Source organism: Escherichia sp. WS338, assembly GCF_046486405.1.
In the GTDB taxonomy this organism is placed as follows: Bacteria; Pseudomonadota; Gammaproteobacteria; order Enterobacterales; family Enterobacteriaceae; genus Escherichia; species Escherichia coli.
In genome coordinates, this window is sequence record NZ_JBJQLL010000004.1 from 164,118 (window position 1) to 181,726 (window position 17,609).

Annotated in this window: 15 protein-coding genes; 8 read left to right on the forward strand and 7 right to left on the reverse strand. The window is 50.2% G+C overall.

The window, feature by feature from the left end; translation table 11 throughout:
- Positions 1-19: 19 nt before the first annotated feature.
- The 3 genes from ACJHWT_RS04970 to upp form a co-directional block, all read right to left on the reverse strand.
- Positions 20-721 (reverse strand): DnaA inactivator Hda, encoded by a 702-nt coding sequence (locus ACJHWT_RS04970; RefSeq protein ID WP_001307333.1) that lies wholly within the window; start codon positions 719-721, stop codon positions 20-22.
- 94 nt (positions 722-815) lie between these two features.
- Positions 816-2,105, reverse strand: coding sequence for a uracil permease (uraA, locus tag ACJHWT_RS04975; protein WP_000198327.1), 1,290 nt, complete (start codon positions 2,103-2,105; stop codon positions 816-818).
- 85 nt (positions 2,106-2,190) lie between these two features.
- Positions 2,191-2,817, reverse strand: coding sequence for a uracil phosphoribosyltransferase (gene upp / locus ACJHWT_RS04980; protein ID WP_001295473.1), 627 nt, complete (start codon positions 2,815-2,817; stop codon positions 2,191-2,193).
- Between the two features lie 324 nt (positions 2,818-3,141).
- Here upp and purM point away from each other — a divergent pair, with 324 nt between their 5' ends.
- The 4 genes from purM (at position 3,142) to ppx (ending at position 8,601) form a co-directional block, all read left to right on the forward strand.
- Positions 3,142-4,179 (forward strand): phosphoribosylformylglycinamidine cyclo-ligase, encoded by a 1,038-nt coding sequence (purM, locus tag ACJHWT_RS04985; protein ID WP_001295474.1) that lies wholly within the window; start codon positions 3,142-3,144, stop codon positions 4,177-4,179.
- On the forward strand, positions 4,179-4,817 hold the full coding sequence (gene purN, locus ACJHWT_RS04990) for a phosphoribosylglycinamide formyltransferase (RefSeq protein ID WP_001028626.1): 639 nt from the start codon (positions 4,179-4,181) through the stop codon (positions 4,815-4,817). Before purM ends, purN begins: the two co-directional genes overlap by 1 nt.
- Positions 4,818-4,988: 171 nt before the next feature.
- Positions 4,989-7,055 (forward strand): polyphosphate kinase 1, encoded by a 2,067-nt coding sequence (gene ppk1, locus ACJHWT_RS04995; protein ID WP_000529576.1) that lies wholly within the window; start codon positions 4,989-4,991, stop codon positions 7,053-7,055.
- Between the two features lie 4 nt (positions 7,056-7,059).
- Complete coding sequence (gene ppx, locus ACJHWT_RS05000) at positions 7,060-8,601, forward strand: exopolyphosphatase (RefSeq protein ID WP_001121363.1); 1,542 nt, start codon at positions 7,060-7,062, stop codon at positions 8,599-8,601.
- 38 nt (positions 8,602-8,639) lie between these two features.
- Here the strand turns inward: ppx and pdeF are convergent, their stop codons facing one another.
- Positions 8,640-10,883 (reverse strand): cyclic-guanylate-specific phosphodiesterase PdeF, encoded by a 2,244-nt coding sequence (pdeF, locus tag ACJHWT_RS05005; RefSeq protein ID WP_410232315.1) that lies wholly within the window; start codon positions 10,881-10,883, stop codon positions 8,640-8,642.
- A gap of 181 nt (positions 10,884-11,064) precedes the next feature.
- A complete protein-coding gene (locus ACJHWT_RS05010) occupies positions 11,065-11,217 on the reverse strand; it encodes a hypothetical protein (protein ID WP_000017555.1) in 153 nt (50 codons plus the stop codon).
- 17 nt (positions 11,218-11,234) lie between these two features.
- Between ACJHWT_RS05010 and ACJHWT_RS05015 the strand changes: the two genes are divergently transcribed.
- The 3 genes from ACJHWT_RS05015 (at position 11,235) to ACJHWT_RS05025 (ending at position 12,810) form a co-directional block, all read left to right on the forward strand.
- The gene (locus ACJHWT_RS05015) at positions 11,235-11,426 is read left to right on the forward strand and encodes a YfgG family protein (protein ID WP_000076001.1); all 192 of its coding nucleotides are present in this window, start codon (positions 11,235-11,237) and stop codon (positions 11,424-11,426) included.
- Positions 11,427-11,736: 310 nt separating this feature from the next.
- On the forward strand, positions 11,737-12,255 hold the full coding sequence (locus ACJHWT_RS05020) for a glycine zipper 2TM domain-containing protein (RefSeq protein WP_001311989.1): 519 nt from the start codon (positions 11,737-11,739) through the stop codon (positions 12,253-12,255).
- 15 nt (positions 12,256-12,270) lie between these two features.
- The gene (locus ACJHWT_RS05025) at positions 12,271-12,810 is read left to right on the forward strand and encodes a DUF5384 family protein (protein WP_000755178.1); all 540 of its coding nucleotides are present in this window, start codon (positions 12,271-12,273) and stop codon (positions 12,808-12,810) included.
- A gap of 92 nt (positions 12,811-12,902) precedes the next feature.
- Here the strand turns inward: ACJHWT_RS05025 and guaA are convergent, their stop codons facing one another.
- A complete protein-coding gene (gene guaA, locus ACJHWT_RS05030) occupies positions 12,903-14,480 on the reverse strand; it encodes a glutamine-hydrolyzing GMP synthase (protein ID WP_000138282.1) in 1,578 nt (525 codons plus the stop codon).
- Positions 14,481-14,548: 68 nt separating this feature from the next.
- Positions 14,549-16,015: an IMP dehydrogenase gene (gene guaB / locus ACJHWT_RS05035; RefSeq protein WP_001299507.1), complete on the reverse strand. Its 1,467-nt coding sequence runs from the start codon at positions 16,013-16,015 to the stop codon at positions 14,549-14,551.
- Between the two features lie 161 nt (positions 16,016-16,176).
- Between guaB and xseA the strand changes: the two genes are divergently transcribed.
- On the forward strand, positions 16,177-17,553 hold the full coding sequence (gene xseA, locus ACJHWT_RS05040; protein WP_000937871.1) for an exodeoxyribonuclease VII large subunit: 1,377 nt from the start codon (positions 16,177-16,179) through the stop codon (positions 17,551-17,553).
- Positions 17,554-17,609: the final 56 nt, after the last annotated feature.

A 17,609-nucleotide genomic window follows, 5' to 3' on the forward strand; every position in this document is an offset into this window, starting at 1 on the left:
CCGACAATAAACGTCTTGTCTACAGTTTCAGAATTTCTTTCACAAACGGAATGGTCAGCTTACGTTGCGCGGTAATCGACGCACGATCCAACTGATCCAACGTCATAAATAACGTGCGCATCTCTCTGTCGAGCCGCTTCAGCAAGAAACGCCCCACATCTTCCGGCAGTTCAAAACCACGCAAACGCGCGCGTAACTGTAGCGCCTGCAACTTATCTTCATCAGAAAGTGGCTGCAATTTGTAGATCTGCCCCCAGTCGAGACGCGACGCGAGATCCGGTAATCCAAGATTCAACTGCCGCGGTGGACGATCGCCGGTGATTAACAACCGTGTTTTGCCCGATTCCAGAATTCGATTGTAGAGATCGAAAATCGCCATCTCCCACAACTCATCGCCTGCAATACACTCAATGTTGTCGATACAGACCAGCGACAAATGCTCCATACCGTCGAGCACTTCCGGAACAAACCAGGTGCGTTTATCCAGCGGGACATAGCCCACCGCATCGCCACGCTGCGACAATTCCGCGCAAGCCGCGTGCAGCAGATGGCTGCGCCCCGCGCCTTCGCGTGCCCAGAGATAGATGTAACCGCTATGTTCCTGACGCAGCACGTTTTGCAGCGCGGCCAGTAAAGAGGAGTTATCCCCCGGCCAGAAACTTGCAAAGGTTTCGTCGTCAGGAAGATAAAGTGGCAAAGAGAGCTGTGCCGGTGTGTTCAGAGATACCTCAACCAGGATTTCACAAAATCGCGAGAAGTTTACCACAGAATCCCATGATGTTTGAACCGGGCAGCAACACTGCCCGGTCGGTACATTATTTGTCTGTTATATCCGCGTCTTCTGCGTCCAGCACCACTTCTTCAGGGCGCAGCATACTAATCAGTTTGAAGATCAAACTTAAGCCGATACCGACGATGGTCGCCAGCGCCATACCTTTCAGCTCCGCCGCGCCAATGTTTACCTTCGCGCCACTGACGCCGATGATCAAAATAACGGAAGTCAGGATCAGGTTCTGTGCTTTGTTGTAATCCACTTTCGATTCGATCAACACACGAATACCGGAAGCACCGATGACACCGTAAAGCAGCAGCGAAACGCCGCCCATCACCGGCAATGGAATCATCTGGATAGCTGCAGCCAGTTTACCGACGCAGGAAAGCAGGATAGCGAAAATCGCCGCACCGCCGATAACCCAGGTACTGTAAACACGGGTGATCGCCATCACGCCAATGTTTTCTCCGTAAGTGGTGTTTGGCGTGGAGCCAAAGAAGCCGGAGATCACGGTCGACAAGCCATTAGCAAACATCGAACGGTGCAGACCTGGATCGCGCAGCAGATCTTTTTTGACGATATTAGCCGTTACGACCAGGTGCCCTACGTGTTCGGCAATAACCACTAACGCCGCTGGTAGAATAGTCAGAATGGCAAACCACTCGAAGCGCGGCGTATAGAGGGTCGGCAGCGCAAACCAGTGAGCATTAATAATCGGCGTGGTATCGACAATTCCCATTGCGAAAGAGAGCGCGTACCCCACCAGCACGCCAATTAAAATCGGGATAATTGCCAGGAAACCACGAAACAGCACGGAACCTAAAACCGTGACCGCCAGGGTGGTAATAGAGATGATGATGGTTTTGGAGTCTGGCGTTTGCCCTTCAGCCGGGAGTAAACCCGCCATACCGGCAGCTACGCCCGCCAGCTCCAGACCGATGACGGCAACGATTGCGCCCATTGCCGCAGGTGGAAACAGCACGTCCAGCCAGCCGGTCCCCGCTTTCTTCACGATAAAAGAAACCAGGCAGAACAGCACGCCGCACATAATAAAGCCGCCCAGCGCAACTTCATACCCCAACGGCAACAGTAACAATACCGGTGAAATAAAGGCAAAGCTGGAACCAAGATAAGCCGGAATTTTCCCTTTACAGATGAAGAGATACAGCAGTGTTCCTATACCGTTAAATAACAGTACAGTCGCCGGGTTAATATGAAATAAGACGGGCACCAGGACGGTTGCACCAAACATGGCGAACAAATGTTGCAAACTAAGCGGGATTGTCTGTAAAAGTGGCGGTCTTTCACTCACCCCGATAGCACGGCGCGTCATAGTATTATCCTCTGTATTATGTGTTATAGGCGCTTTACTCAAAAAAAAGCCGACTCTTAAAGTCGGCTTTAATTATTTTTATTCTTTATTTCGTACCAAAGATTTTGTCACCGGCATCGCCGAGGCCCGGAATAATGTATCCGTGCTCGTTCAGTCCCTGGTCAATCGATGCAGTATACAGTTCGACGTCCGGGTGCGCTTTTTCCAGCGCAGCGATACCTTCTGGCGCAGCGACCAGCACCAGAACTTTGATGCTGCTGCAGCCCGCTTTTTTCAGCAGGTCGATGGTCGCGATAACGGAACCACCGGTTGCCAGCATTGGGTCAACGATCAGCGCCATACGCTCATCGATGTTAGAAACCAGTTTCTGGAAGTACGGTACCGGCTCCAGCGTTTCTTCATTACGGTACATACCGACGACACTGATGCGCGCACTCGGAACGTTTTCCAGCACACCGTCCATCATCCCAAGACCCGCACGCAGAATTGGCACAACGGTAATTTTCTTACCTTTGATCTGGTCGATTTCTACCGGGCCGTTCCAGCCTTCGATAGTGACTTTTTCCGTTTCGAGGTCGGCGGTCGCTTCGTAAGTCAGCAGGCTACCCACTTCGGAAGCGAGTTCGCGAAAGCGCTTGGTGCTGATATCTTGCTCACGCATCAGTCCCAGCTTGTGTTTGACGAGTGGGTGTTTGACTTCCACGATCTTCATACTCTTTCTCCTTTGAGGGGCAGCCACAAAAAAAATCGACGGATTATACCTCCTTTCTTCAAGGCGGCAATATTATTTTCGTTGACTTTAGTCAAAATGATAACGGTTTGAGATAAAGTTATTTTATATTCAAATGGTTATGGAAGAAGATTATTCCATCCGAAAACGATCCTTTGCCCTAGTACAAGTATTCTTTCGCCGCGCGCCTGGGGAAAAGACGTGCAAAAAGGTTGTGTAAAGCAGTCTCGCAAACGTTTGCTTTCCCTGTTAGAATTGCGCCGAATTTTATTTTTCTACCGCAAGTAACGCGTGGGGACCCAAGCAGTGACCGATAAAACCTCTCTTAGCTACAAAGATGCCGGTGTTGATATTGACGCGGGTAATGCTCTGGTTGGAAGAATCAAAGGCGTAGTGAAGAAAACGCGTCGTCCGGAAGTGATGGGCGGTCTGGGCGGCTTCGGTGCACTGTGTGCATTGCCGCAAAAATATCGTGAACCTGTGCTGGTTTCCGGCACTGACGGCGTAGGTACCAAGCTGCGTCTGGCGATGGACTTAAAACGTCACGACACCATTGGTATTGATCTGGTCGCCATGTGCGTTAATGACCTGGTGGTGCAAGGTGCGGAACCGCTGTTTTTCCTCGACTATTACGCAACCGGAAAACTGGATGTTGATACCGCTTCAGCGGTGATCAGCGGCATCGCGGAAGGTTGTCTGCAATCGGGCTGTTCACTGGTGGGTGGCGAAACGGCAGAAATGCCGGGGATGTATCACGGTGAAGATTACGATGTCGCTGGTTTCTGCGTTGGCGTGGTAGAAAAATCAGAAATCATCGACGGATCTAAAGTCAGCGACGGCGATGTGCTGATTGCACTCGGCTCTAGCGGCCCGCACTCGAATGGCTATTCGCTGGTGCGCAAAATTCTTGAAGTCAGCGGTTGTGATCCGCAAACCACCGAACTTGATGGTAAGCCATTAGCCGATCATCTGCTGGCACCGACCCGCATTTACGTGAAGTCAGTGCTGGAGTTGATTGAAAAGGTCGATGTGCATGCCATTGCGCACCTGACCGGCGGCGGCTTCTGGGAAAACATTCCGCGCGTATTGCCAGATAATACCCAGGCAGTGATTGATGAATCTTCCTGGCAGTGGCCGGAAGTGTTCAACTGGCTGCAAACGGCAGGTAATGTTGAGCGCCATGAAATGTATCGCACCTTCAACTGCGGCGTCGGTATGATTATTGCCCTGCCTGCTCCGGAAGTGGACAAAGCTCTCGCCCTGCTCAATGCCAACGGTGAAAACGCGTGGAAAATCGGTATCATCAAAGCCTCTGATTCCGAACAACGCGTGGTTATCGAATAATGAATATTGTGGTGCTTATTTCCGGCAACGGAAGTAATTTGCAGGCAATTATTGACGCCTGCAAAACCAACAAAATTAAAGGCACCGTACGGGCAGTTTTCAGCAATAAGGCCGACGCGTTCGGCCTTGAACGCGCCCGCCAGGCGGGTATTGCAACGCATACGCTCATCACCAGCGCGTTTGACAGTCGTGAAGCCTATGACCGGGAGTTGATTCATGAAATCGACATGTACGCACCCGATGTGGTCGTGCTGGCTGGTTTTATGCGCATTCTCAGCCCGGCGTTTGTCTCCCACTATGCCGGGCGTTTGCTGAACATTCACCCTTCTCTGCTGCCGAAATATCCCGGATTACACACCCATCGTCAGGCGCTGGAAAATGGCGATGAGGAGCACGGTACATCGGTGCATTTCGTCACCGATGAACTGGACGGTGGCCCGGTTATTTTACAGGCGAAAGTCCCGGTATTTGCTGGTGATACGGAAGATGACATCACCGCCCGCGTGCAAACCCAGGAACACGCTATTTATCCACTGGTGATTAGCTGGTTTGCCGATGGTCGTCTGAAAATGCACGAAAACGCCGCGTGGCTGGATGGTCAACGTCTGCCGCCGCAGGGCTACGCTGCCGACGAGTAATGCCCCCGTAGTTAAAGCGCCAGCTCTGCCGCTGGCGTTTTTCAATTCACCTGTAAATCGCAAGCTCCAGCAGTTTTTTTCCCCCTTTTCTGGCATAGTTGGACATCTGCCAATATTGCTCGCCATAATATCCAGGCAGTGTCCCGTGAATAAAACGGAGTAAAAGTGGTAATGGGTCAGGAAAAGCTATACATCGAAAAAGAGCTCAGTTGGTTATCGTTCAATGAACGCGTGCTTCAGGAAGCGGCGGACAAATCTAACCCGCTGATTGAAAGGATGCGTTTCCTGGGGATCTATTCCAATAACCTTGATGAGTTCTATAAAGTCCGCTTCGCTGAACTGAAGCGACGCATCATTATTAGCGAAGAACAAGGTTCCAACTCTCATTCCCGCCATTTACTGGGCAAAATTCAGTCCCGGGTGCTGAAAGCCGATCAGGAATTCGACGGCCTCTACAACGAGCTGTTGCTGGAGATGGCGCGCAACCAGATCTTCCTGATTAATGAACGCCAGCTCTCCGTCAATCAACAAAACTGGCTGCGTCATTATTTTAAGCAGTATCTGCGTCAGCACATTACGCCGATTTTAATCAATCCTGACACTGACTTAGTGCAGTTCCTGAAAGATGATTACACCTATCTGGCGGTGGAAATTATCCGTGGCGATACCATCCGTTACGCGCTGCTGGAGATCCCATCAGATAAAGTGCCGCGCTTTGTGAATTTACCGCCAGAAGCGCCACGTCGACGCAAGCCGATGATTCTTCTGGATAACATTCTGCGTTACTGCCTCGATGATATTTTCAAAGGCTTCTTTGATTATGACGCGCTGAATGCCTATTCAATGAAGATGACCCGCGATGCCGAATACGATTTAGTGCATGAGATGGAAGCCAGCCTGATGGAGTTGATGTCTTCCAGTCTCAAGCAGCGTTTAACTGCTGAGCCGGTGCGTTTTGTTTATCAGCGCGATATGCCCAATGCGCTGGTTGAAGTGTTACGCGAAAAACTGACTATTTCCCGCTACGACTCCATCGTCCCCGGTGGTCGTTATCATAATTTTAAAGACTTTATTAATTTCCCCAATGTCGGCAAAGCCAATCTGGTGAACAAACCACTGCCGCGTTTACGCCACATTTGGTTTGATAAAGCCCAGTTCCGCAATGGTTTTGATGCTATTCGCGAACGCGATGTGTTGCTCTATTATCCTTATCATACCTTTGAGCATGTACTGGAACTGCTGCGTCAGGCTTCGTTCGACCCGAGCGTACTGGCGATTAAAATTAACATTTACCGCGTGGCGAAAGATTCACGCATCATCGACTCGATGATCCACGCCGCACACAACGGTAAGAAAGTCACCGTGGTGGTTGAGTTACAGGCGCGTTTCGACGAAGAAGCCAACATTCACTGGGCGAAGCGCCTGACCGAAGCAGGCGTGCACGTTATCTTCTCTGCGCCGGGGCTGAAAATTCACGCCAAACTGTTCCTGATTTCACGTAAAGAAAACGGTGAAGTGGTGCGTTACGCACACATCGGGACCGGGAACTTTAACGAAAAAACCGCGCGTCTTTATACTGACTATTCGTTGCTGACCGCCGATGCGCGCATAACCAACGAAGTACGGCGGGTGTTCAACTTTATTGAAAACCCATACCGTCCGGTGACATTTGATTATTTAATGGTGTCGCCGCAAAACTCCCGCCGCCTGTTGTATGAAATGGTGGACCGCGAAATCGCCAACGCGCAGCAAGGGCTGCCCAGCGGTATCACCCTGAAGCTAAATAACCTTGTCGATAAAGGCCTGGTTGATCGTCTGTATGCGGCCTCCAGCTCCGGCGTACCGGTTAATCTGCTGGTTCGCGGCATGTGTTCGCTGATCCCCAATCTGGAAGGCATTAGCGACAACATTCGTGCCATCAGTATTGTTGACCGTTACCTTGAACATGACCGGGTTTATATTTTTGAAAATGGCGGCGATAAAAAGGTCTACCTTTCTTCCGCCGACTGGATGACGCGCAATATTGATTATCGTATTGAAGTGGCGACACCGCTGCTCGATCCGCGCCTGAAGCAGCGGGTGCTGGACATCATCGACATATTGTTCAGCGATACGGTCAAAGCACGTTATATCGATAAAGAACTCAGTAATCGCTACGTTCCCCGCGGCAATCGCCGTAAAGTACGGGCGCAGTTGGCGATTTACGACTACATCAAATCACTCGAACAACCTGAATAACCCTATGCCAATACACGATAAATCCCCTCGTCCGCAGGAGTTTGCTGCGGTCGATCTTGGTTCAAACAGTTTTCACATGGTCATAGCCCGTGTGGTAGATGGTGCCATGCAGATTATTGGCCGCCTGAAACAGCGAGTGCATCTGGCGGACGGCCTGGGGCCAGATAATATGTTGAGTGAAGAGGCAATGACGCGCGGTTTAAACTGTCTGTCGCTGTTTGCCGAACGGCTGCAAGGGTTTTCTCCTGCCAGCGTCTGTATAGTTGGCACCCATACACTGCGTCAGGCGCTGAACGCCACTGACTTTCTGAAACGCGCGGAAAAGGTCATTCCCTACCCGATTGAAATTATTTCCGGTAATGAAGAAGCCCGTCTGATTTTTATGGGCGTGGAACATACCCAACCGGAGAAAGGTCGCAAACTGGTTATTGATATTGGCGGCGGTTCTACAGAACTGGTGATTGGGGAAAATTTCGAACCGATTCTCGTTGAAAGCCGCCGGATGGGTTGTGTCAGCTTTGCCCAGCTTTATTTCCCTGGCGGGGTCATCAATAAAGAGAATTTTCAGCGCGCTCGCATGGCGGCAGCACAAAAACTGGAAACTTTAACCTGGCAATTCCGTATTCAGGGCTGGAACGTGGCAATGGGCGCTTCCGGTACCATAAAAGCCGCCCATGAAGTGTTAATGGAAATGGGCGAGAAAGACGGGATAATTACCCCGGAACGTCTGGAAAAACTGGTAAAAGAAGTTTTACGGCACCGTAATTTCGCATCGCTGAGCTTACCAGGTCTTTCCGAAGAGCGGAAAACAGTCTTCGTTCCTGGACTGGCGATTTTATGCGGTGTGTTTGATGCTTTAGCCATCCGTGAACTGCGCCTTTCTGACGGGGCGTTACGCGAAGGCGTACTGTATGAAATGGAAGGACGTTTCCGTCATCAGGATGTGCGTAGTCGCACCGCCAGCAGCCTCGCCAACCAGTATCACATCGACAGTGAACAGGCCCGACGGGTGCTGGATACCACTATGCAAATGTACGAACAGTGGCGGGAACAGCAACCGAAGCTGGCGCATCCGCAACTGGAGGCGCTACTGCGATGGGCCGCCATGCTGCATGAGGTCGGGTTGAATATCAACCACAGCGGTTTGCATCGCCACTCCGCTTATATTCTGCAAAACAGCGACTTGCCGGGTTTTAATCAGGAACAGCAGTTGATGATGGCGACGCTGGTGCGCTATCACCGTAAAGCGATTAAGCTCGACGATCTGCCGCGCTTTACCTTGTTTAAGAAGAAACAGTTCCTGCCACTGATTCAGCTATTGCGCCTTGGCGTATTACTCAATAATCAACGTCAGGCAACCACCACACCGCCAACATTGACGCTGATTACCGATGACAGTCACTGGACACTGCGTTTTCCGCATGACTGGTTTAGTCAGAATGCGCTGGTACTGCTTGATCTGGAAAAGGAGCAAGAATACTGGGAAGGCGTGGCTGGCTGGCGGTTGAAAATTGAAGAAGAAAGTACACCAGAAATCGCCGCTTAATGCTTTGCGGGCCGACGAGAAATGTCGGCCCGCATTATTCAGGCACTTTCGCGAATGGGTTCGATTTCATTCAGCGTATCAATTAACGGTTGCGGCTTACCAATAAGATAACCCTGCATATAATCGATCCCCAAAGAGAGCACCACCTCGCGGATCTCTTCGTTTTCAACGTACTCTGCCACTACCCGCATTTTCTTCATTCGCGCCAGGTGGCAAATCGACGCCACTATCTGATAATCCAGACTATTTGACACAATATTGCGGATAAAACTGCCGTCAATTTTAAGCAAATCGGCATTCACATTTTTAAGCCGCGCATAGCTGGCATAGCCGGTGCCGAAATCATCAATCGCAATCTGGCAGCCTAATTCCTGAAGATGCTGCAAGGTGATTTGCGCCTGCTTAACATTGGTCAGAGCATTACTTTCGGTGACTTCAAAAATAAGTTGCCACGCTTCAATTTGATATTTAGCCAGCAGCTGACTGACTTCAACGGGAAAACGAGCCTGACATACCGAGGTTGGCGACAGATTAATCGCAAAACGGTGAGCGGGCATCTTCGCTCTGTTTTCAGCCATAAATTGCAGCGTATGCTCAATGACCCACATGTCGATACTCGACGATAAACCAAATTCGTGCGCGACCGGCAAGAAGCTGTCGGGGCTGATCAGTTCATCATTCTCACCTTTCATGCGCAGAAGAATTTCATGGTAGACATCGCCACGCATACCGGTAATCGGCTGGGCCATCAGGAAAAAATGGTTGTGTTCCAGCGCCTGCTGTAGCCGATTCATCATCACGACTTTATCTTTCAATTCGCGTTGCAAATACATTGCCCCGCGACGCTGCATATTTTCCGGGGCGTTCGTCACGATGGAAAGTTCGGCGACCGTATTTAGCTCTCCCAGCAGCAGGTAGATATGATTCACTGGCGAGCGCACATAGCAGTAACTGACGCCAATCTGCGGTTGCATCGGCATTCCATCCCAAAAGAAACGAAATTGCTTGAGATGGCTATCCAGTGCGGTAATGCGCTCCTGGTGCGATTCTGTATTCAGTCGCAGCGCGAGATCGTTACCCGAAAGCTGATAAACATCCTCACCCGGTTCCAGCAAGGGTGACAGCCAGTGAGAAAGTTTTTGCTTGTATTGAATCCGTAGCATGATGCCATAGTTCTTAACCAGCATTTCCATGCCAGGGATGCGTAAATAACAAAGCGCAGACCAGGGGGCATCACGCAACGCGCGATTCAGGGCGCGAACATTTGGCAGATGAACCACCGGGTCCACATACGCAAGCCGCTGAATGCGTCTGACTACCGCTCGCTGACGGGTTGCCAGTACAGCCATATAATTGACAATAAAAGAGAATACCAGATAACTGGAGGAGGTTATGGTCAGCTGCGTGGTATAGCCAGGATAAATGGGAATGTAATTTTGATAGCTGTGGATGCTGATCATCAACACGACCGCCCAGAGCAGCGAAATCAGCTTATAACCATAGCGCATCGCTCCCCACATCATCAGGGGCAGCAATAATGACAAGGTATAGTTGGTGCTAAAAATTGTGCTTTTTTCATTTAACGGCATGCATAACAGCAGCAGTAAAGCACCTAATGCCAGTAACCAGAGTGCGAACTCTTTTTTGGTGACTTTGACATCAACCTGCTGTTTTAATTGCGAATAATAACTACGTAAATAAAACGGATTTCGCACTACACGAATGATGAAGTAGCACAGCGGGACACCAATCAGATTACCCACCAGCAAGGCCTGATAATTGATTAAGGTCCCGAGGTTAAAGGGCATGACGCCGACCAGATTTTCTCTGCTCGCCAGTAATCCAACAAACGCAGCAAACTGGAAAAGTATCAGAAACAGCGTTGCAGGAAACACAATCTGCCAGAATAGTCGCTGGGAAATTAAACGGCTATCACCATGTGAAACGTTGTTACGCCGGGGAGTAAAAACCCTGTAACCGCCCCAACAGAGAATGATAATGATAATAAAATTAGCCGTTAATGAGAGCGTTTCGTAAAAACCCAGCTCTGCATATTTGCGGACAAAAATCCCTAAGGCGATCCCTGGCAATGCCGCCCAGCTGAAAAACATCATCATGCTGATCATCAGTGCCAGTGGCAGATAAAAGAGAAAAACTTCACCGGAAGAAATATGCGCGAAAGTATTAATGTGGGCGAAAATGGGCAAGATTAAAGAAGGCAGGAACAGCGGAAGCCCCCACCATTTATCACGTATTTTTATATAAGTTGCATTCAGTTTCATAGATGCTCAGCAGAATCCCCCACATCCTGAAGGAGGTGTATTCAGACAGGCATCCCACCTGACTTCGAATGATGATTATTCATCACTATAGAGAGCAATGATTCTAAGTGTCATATGAAAGTTCCAATTGATATATATCAAACAAAATAACCCTGATTAATGAATTATTACGTTTATCATGTTAACTCATCATTATTACATAATCATTGTAAATAATTAAATTAACTTCCATAACATTAAAATATGTATCCACTGACGCTTTTTTACATAACGAAGAATTGACCATTTTGTCCTGTTGTGCCTTAATGTAAGTACCGTCCACGGCGTGGGACATACTTCAAGGAACCTTTTGTGAGTCAGGCAACCAGTATGCGAAAACGACACCGATTTAACAGTCGCATGACCCGTATCGTACTGCTCATCAGCTTTATCTTCTTCTTTGGCCGTTTTATCTACTCGTCCGTCGGTGCCTGGCAGCACCATCAGAGCAAAAAAGAAGCTCAGCAATCCACACTCTCCGTCGAATCACCAGTACAACGTTAGCGGTTACCTTCTCCACTCTCACAGAACATAACGGCACCTCGCTGTCGGATGCTTTTGCTCTTTGGGATTATCAAAGCGGCAGATATTTTTTCATCTTAAATTTTACGTTTTTGTCCTGACTGATGTTTATCCTGTTCGACTGCGAAATAAATACATCATTAATACATATGTTGTGATGATGTATTTTTATAAATTATTTCCCGCATGAATTTTAATAAATTTAATCTATTCCTTTATACGCAATACATTTACTTTCCTCTTTTGATGATCTTAAATGTCTTATTTTTCGTAATGTGTATAACAAGGAATAGTGATGAAATTTAAAAAATGTCTTCTGCCTGTGGCAATGTTAGCGTCATTCACTCTGGCAGGATGCCAGTCAAATGCTGATGATCATGCCGCCGATGTTTATCAAACCGATCAACTGAATACCAAACAAGAAACTAAAACCGTTAATATTATTTCCATTCTTCCCGCAAAAGTTGCCGTAGACAACGCCCAAAATAAACGGAACGCACAAGCCTTCGGCGCGCTTATTGGCGCTGTCGCTGGCGGTGTTATCGGCCACAACGTCGGGTCTGGCAGCAATTCCGGAACGACGGCAGGTGCAGTTGGCGGCGGAGCTGTAGGCGCGGCAGCGGGTTCTATGGTGAATGATAAAACCTTAGTGGAAGGTGTTTCTTTAACATATAAGGAAGGCACCAAAGTGTATACCTCCACCCAGGTGGGTAAAGAGTGCCAGTTTACGACAGGTTTAGCCGTTGTTATTACCACGACGTATAACGAAACACGTATTCAGCCAAATACCAAATGTCCTGAAAAGAGCTAATAATCAGGAGGAGTCATGAAGAAAGTTTTTCTTTGCGCCATCTTAGCCTCCTTAAGCTATCCGGCTATCGCCTCATCATTGCAGGATCAACTCTCGGCTGTCGCAGAAGCGGAACAGCAAGGTAAAAATGAAGAGCAAAGGCAGCATGACGAATGGGTCGCGGAGCGCAACAGGGAAATCCAGCAAGAGAAGCAACGTCGCGCAAACGCCCAGGCCGCGGCTAATAAAAGAGCGGCAACGGCAGCGGCGAATAAGAAAGCTCGTCAGGATAAACTGGACGCCGAAGCCACTGCGGACAAAAAACGCGATCAAAGTTATGAAGATGAGCTACGCAGCTTAGAGATTCAGAAACAAAAACTGGCGCTGGCGAAAGAAGAAGCCCGCGTTAAGCGAGAAAACGAATTTATCGATCAGGAACTGAAGCACAAAGCTGCGCAAACCGATGTGGTGCAATCTGAAGCTGACGCAAACAGGAATATGACTGAAGGCGGTCGCGATCTGATGAAAAGCGTGGGCAAAGCAGAAGAGAATAAATCAGATAGCTGGTTTAACTAAACGATGTTAGTAACTTCAAACCTATAATTCTTTAGGATAAAAAACCCTCTGTAGTAACAGAGGGTTTTGTTCATTCATAGTGCAGGGTCAAATCATTCCCACTCAATAGTTGCTGGTGGCTTGCCGCTGATGTCATACACCACGCGGGAAATACCATTCACTTCATTGATAATGCGGTTGGAAACGCGACCGAGGAAATCGTACGGCAGATGTGCCCAGTGTGCGGTCATAAAGTCGATGGTTTCGACAGCACGCAGAGAGACAACCCAGTCATACTTACGACCATCGCCCATTACGCCAACGGAACGTACTGGCAGGAAGACGGTGAATGCCTGGCTGACTTTGTCGTACAGGTCCGCTTTACGCAGTTCTTCAATGAAGATGGCGTCAGCACGGCGCAGCAGGTCACAATACTCTTTCTTCACTTCTCCCAGAACACGAACGCCAAGGCCTGGTCCCGGGAACGGGTGACGGTACAACATGTCATACGGTAGGCCCAGCTCCAGACCAATCTTACGCACTTCGTCTTTGAACAGCTCTTTCAGCGGTTCAACCAAGCCCATCTTCATCTCTTTCGGCAGGCCACCCACGTTGTGGTGAGATTTGATGACGTGTGCTTTACCGGTTGCAGAAGCAGCAGATTCGATAACGTCAGGGTAGATAGTGCCCTGCGCCAGCCACTTCACGTCTTCCAGTTTCAGCGCTTCTTCATCGAATACTTCAACGAAAACGCGCCCGATGATTTTACGTTTTGCTTCCGGATCATTTTCGCCAGCCAGCGCTGACAAGAAGCGATCTTCTGCCGGTACGTGAACAATATTCAGACCAAAGTGATCGCCAAACATATCCAGAACCTGCTCTGCTTCGTTGAGACGCAGCAGGCCGTTGTCGACGAATACGCAAGTCAGGTTTTTACCGATAGCGCGGTGCAGCAGCATTGCAGTCACGGAGGAATCCACGCCACCAGAGAGGCCGAGGATCACTTTATCGTCGCCTACCTGCTCGCGGATACGGGCTACAGCATCGTCGATAATTTTCGCTGGCGTCCACAGGGCTTCACACTGGCAGATATCACGCACAAAACGCTCCAGCATGCGCATACCCTGGCGGGTGTGAGTCACTTCCGGGTGGAACTGTACGCCATAGAAGCGTTTTTCTTCGTTAGCCATAATGGCAAACGGGCAGCTTTCGGTGCTGGCTACGGTGACGAAGTCGGACGGGATAGCGGTAACTTTATCGCCGTGGCTCATCCAGACATCGAGCAGAGGTTTACCGTCTGCGGTCAGCGCATCTTCGATACCGCGAACCAGTGCGCTGTCGTTTACGACTTCAACCTGCGCGTAGCCAAATTCACGTTCGTTAGAGGCTTCAACGTGACCGCCCAACTGCATCGCCATGGTCTGCATGCCATAGCAAACGCCGAATACCGGTACGCCTGCTTCAAAAACATACTGCGGCGCACGCGGGCTGTTTTCTTCAGTGGTACTTTCCGGGCCGCCGGAAAGAATAATGCCGCTTGGGTTGAAGTCACGAATTTGTGCTTCTGTCACATCCCACGCCCACAGTTCGCAGTAAACACCCAGTTCACGCACGCGGCGCGCAACCAGTTGAGTGTACTGAGAACCGAAGTCCAGAATGAGGATGCGATGCTTATGAATGTTTTCCGTCATTGACGCTTATTCCGAGGCAAGTGAAACAGATAATATAAATCGCCCGACATGAAGTCGGGCGAAGAGAATCAGGAGCCCAGACGGTAGTTCGGGGACTCTTTAGTAATGGTCACGTCGTGAACGTGGCTTTCCTGAATGCCCGCACCGCTGATACGTACAAACTCCGCTTTAGTACGCAGTTCGTCGATAGTACCACAGCCGGTCAGGCCCATACAGGAGCGCAGGCCGCCCATCTGCTGGTGAATGATCTCTTTCAGGCGACCTTTATAGGCCACGCGACCTTCGATACCTTCCGGCACCAGTTTGTCGGCAGCGTTGTCACTCTGGAAGTAACGGTCAGAAGAACCTTTGGACATCGCGCCCAGGGAACCCATACCACGGTAAGATTTGTAAGAACGGCCCTGGTAGAGTTCAATTTCACCCGGAGATTCTTCAGTACCTGCCAGCATGGAACCCACCATTACCGCGCTTGCGCCAGCGGCGATAGCTTTGGCGATGTCGCCAGAGAAACGGATACCGCCGTCAGCAATAACAGGAATACCGGTGCCTTCCAGGGCTTCTACTGCATCAGCAACGGCAGTGATCTGCGGAACACCGACGCCAGTCACGATACGAGTCGTACAGATAGAGCCTGGGCCGATACCCACTTTAACCGCGCTGCAACCTGCTTCTGCCAGAGCGCGGGCGCCCGCAGCTGTTGCCACATTACCGCCGATGATTTGCAGATCCGGATATTTAGCACGAGTTTCACGGATACGCTGCAGAACGCCTTCAGAGTGACCGTGAGAGGAGTCGATCAGCAGAACGTCAACGCCTGCGGCAACCAGCGCGTCGACACGCTCTTCGTTACCAGCGCCAGCGCCAACCGCTGCACCAACACGCAGACGGCCTTGCTCGTCTTTACAGGCGTTCGGTTTACGTTCCGCTTTCTGGAAGTCTTTCACAGTGATCATGCCGATCAGGTGGAATTCGTCATCAACCACCAGCGCCTTTTCAACGCGTTTTTCGTGCATTTTTGCCAGCACCACTTCACGGGCTTCGCCTTCACGCACGGTTACCAGACGCTCTTTCGGCGTCATGTAAACGCTAACCGGTTGATTCAGATCGGTCACAAAACGCACGTCACGACCGGTGATGATGCCGACCAGTTCGTTTTCTTCGGTAACCACCGGGTAACCCGCAAAGCCGTTACGTTCGGTCAGTTCTTTCACTTCACGCAGGGTGGTTGTCGGCAGCACGGTCTGCGGATCAGTTACCACGCCAGATTCGTGTTTTTTCACACGGCGAACTTCTTCTGCCTGGCGTTCAATGGACATGTTTTTGTGGATAAAGCCGATACCGCCTTCCTGAGCCAGAGCAATAGCCAGGCGCGCTTCCGTTACGGTATCCATTGCTGCGGAAAGCATAGGGATATTCAGACGAATAGTTTTCGTCAGCTGGGTGCTGAGGTCAGCAGTATTCGGCAGAACGGTAGAATGTGCAGGAACGAGGAGAACGTCGTCAAACGTCAGAGCTTCTTTAGCGATACGTAGCATGGGCAATATCTCGACCAGAGTGGTTAATAAATATTGCCGCGGCATTATACAGAGCGTAACCGATTGCATCTACCCCTTTTTGCAAAAAATGCTTGCTATCCCCGGAGGGCGGGTTACTATCGACTGAATAACCTGCTGATTTAGAATTTGATCTCGCTCACATGTTACCTTCTCAATCCCCTGCAATTTTTACCGTTAGCCGCCTGAATCAAACGGTTCGTCTGCTGCTTGAGCATGAGATGGGGCAGGTGTGGATCAGCGGCGAAATCTCTAATTTCACACAACCGGCTTCCGGTCACTGGTACTTTACGCTTAAAGACGATAACGCCCAGGTGCGCTGCGCGATGTTCCGCAACAGCAATCGCCGGGTCACCTTCCGCCCGCAGCATGGGCAACAGGTTTTAGTTCGCGCCAACATTACGCTGTATGAACCGCGCGGCGATTATCAAATTATTGTCGAAAGTATGCAGCCCGCCGGTGAAGGTTTACTGCAACAGAAGTACGAACAGCTTAAAGCGAAGTTGCAGGCTGAAGGTTTGTTCGATCAGCAACTTAAAAAACCACTCCCCTCCCCTGCACACTGCGTTGGGGTGATTACCTCAAAAACAGGTGCCGCACTGCACGATATTTTGCATGTGTTGAAACGCCGCGATCCGTCTCTGCCAGTGATAATCTATCCCACTGCCGTTCAGGGCGATGACGCACCAGGGCAAATCGTTCGCGCCATTGAGCTGGCGAATCTTCGCAACGAGTGCGACGTATTAATCGTCGGGCGTGGCGGTGGCTCGCTGGAAGATTTATGGAGTTTTAATGATGAGCGTGTGGCGCGGGCGATTTTTGCCAGTCGCATTCCGATAGTCAGCGCCGTCGGGCATGAAACCGATGTGACAATTGCTGACTTTGTTGCTGATCTACGTGCGCCAACGCCGTCAGCCGCCGCTGAAGTGGTGAGCCGAAATCAGCAAGAATTGCTACGTCAGGTGCAATCGACCCATCAACGGCTGGAAATGGCGATGGATTATTATCTCGCCAACCGCACGCGTCGTTTTACGCAGATTCATCATCGCTTGCAGCAACAGCATCCGCAGCTCCGGCTGGCACGTCAGCAAACTATGCTCGAACGTCTGCAAAAGCGGATGAGCTTTGCGCTGGAAAATCAGCTTAAGCGTGCCGGGCAACAGCAGCAGCGATTAACACAGAGGCTAAACCAGCAAAATCCGCAGCCGCGTATTCACCGCGCACAGACGCGAATTCAACAACTGGAATATCGTTTAGCAGAAACCCTGCGCGCACAGCTTAGCGCCACGCGTGAACGTTTCGGTAATGCAGTAACACACCTCGAAGCCGTAAGCCCACTGTCAACGCTGGCGCGCGGTTATAGCGTCACCAGCGCCGCTGATGGCGCGGTGTTAAAACAGGTTAAGCAAGTGAAAGTGGGTGAGACACTGACCACACGACTGGGAGATGGTGTGGTGATTAGTGAAGTCAGCGCCGTAACAAAAACCCGCAAATCACGTAAAAAAACGTCTAATCCGTAGACCGGATAAGAGGCGCCAGCATCGCATCCGGCAATAACTCCCAGGCCACGCCAGAT

Excerpts from the sequence above, each read along its gene's own strand:
- uraA (WP_000198327.1), bottom strand. The coding sequence starts at position 2,105 with ATGACGCGCCGTGCTATCGGGGTGAGTGAAAGACCGCCACTTTTACAG.
- upp (WP_001295473.1), bottom strand. The coding sequence starts at position 2,817 with ATGAAGATCGTGGAAGTCAAACACCCACTCGTCAAACACAAGCTGGGA.
- purN (WP_001028626.1), top strand. The coding sequence starts at position 4,179 with ATGAATATTGTGGTGCTTATTTCCGGCAACGGAAGTAATTTGCAGGCA.
- ppk1 (WP_000529576.1), top strand. The coding sequence starts at position 4,989 with ATGGGTCAGGAAAAGCTATACATCGAAAAAGAGCTCAGTTGGTTATCG.
- ppx (WP_001121363.1), top strand. The coding sequence starts at position 7,060 with ATGCCAATACACGATAAATCCCCTCGTCCGCAGGAGTTTGCTGCGGTC.
- pdeF (WP_410232315.1), bottom strand. The coding sequence starts at position 10,883 with ATGAAACTGAATGCAACTTATATAAAAATACGTGATAAATGGTGGGGG.
- ACJHWT_RS05010 (WP_000017555.1), bottom strand. The coding sequence starts at position 11,217 with ATGTCCCACGCCGTGGACGGTACTTACATTAAGGCACAACAGGACAAA.
- ACJHWT_RS05025 (WP_000755178.1), top strand. The coding sequence starts at position 12,271 with ATGAAGAAAGTTTTTCTTTGCGCCATCTTAGCCTCCTTAAGCTATCCG.
- guaA (WP_000138282.1), bottom strand. The coding sequence starts at position 14,480 with ATGACGGAAAACATTCATAAGCATCGCATCCTCATTCTGGACTTCGGT.
- guaB (WP_001299507.1), bottom strand. The coding sequence starts at position 16,015 with ATGCTACGTATCGCTAAAGAAGCTCTGACGTTTGACGACGTTCTCCTC.
- xseA (WP_000937871.1), top strand. The coding sequence starts at position 16,177 with ATGTTACCTTCTCAATCCCCTGCAATTTTTACCGTTAGCCGCCTGAAT.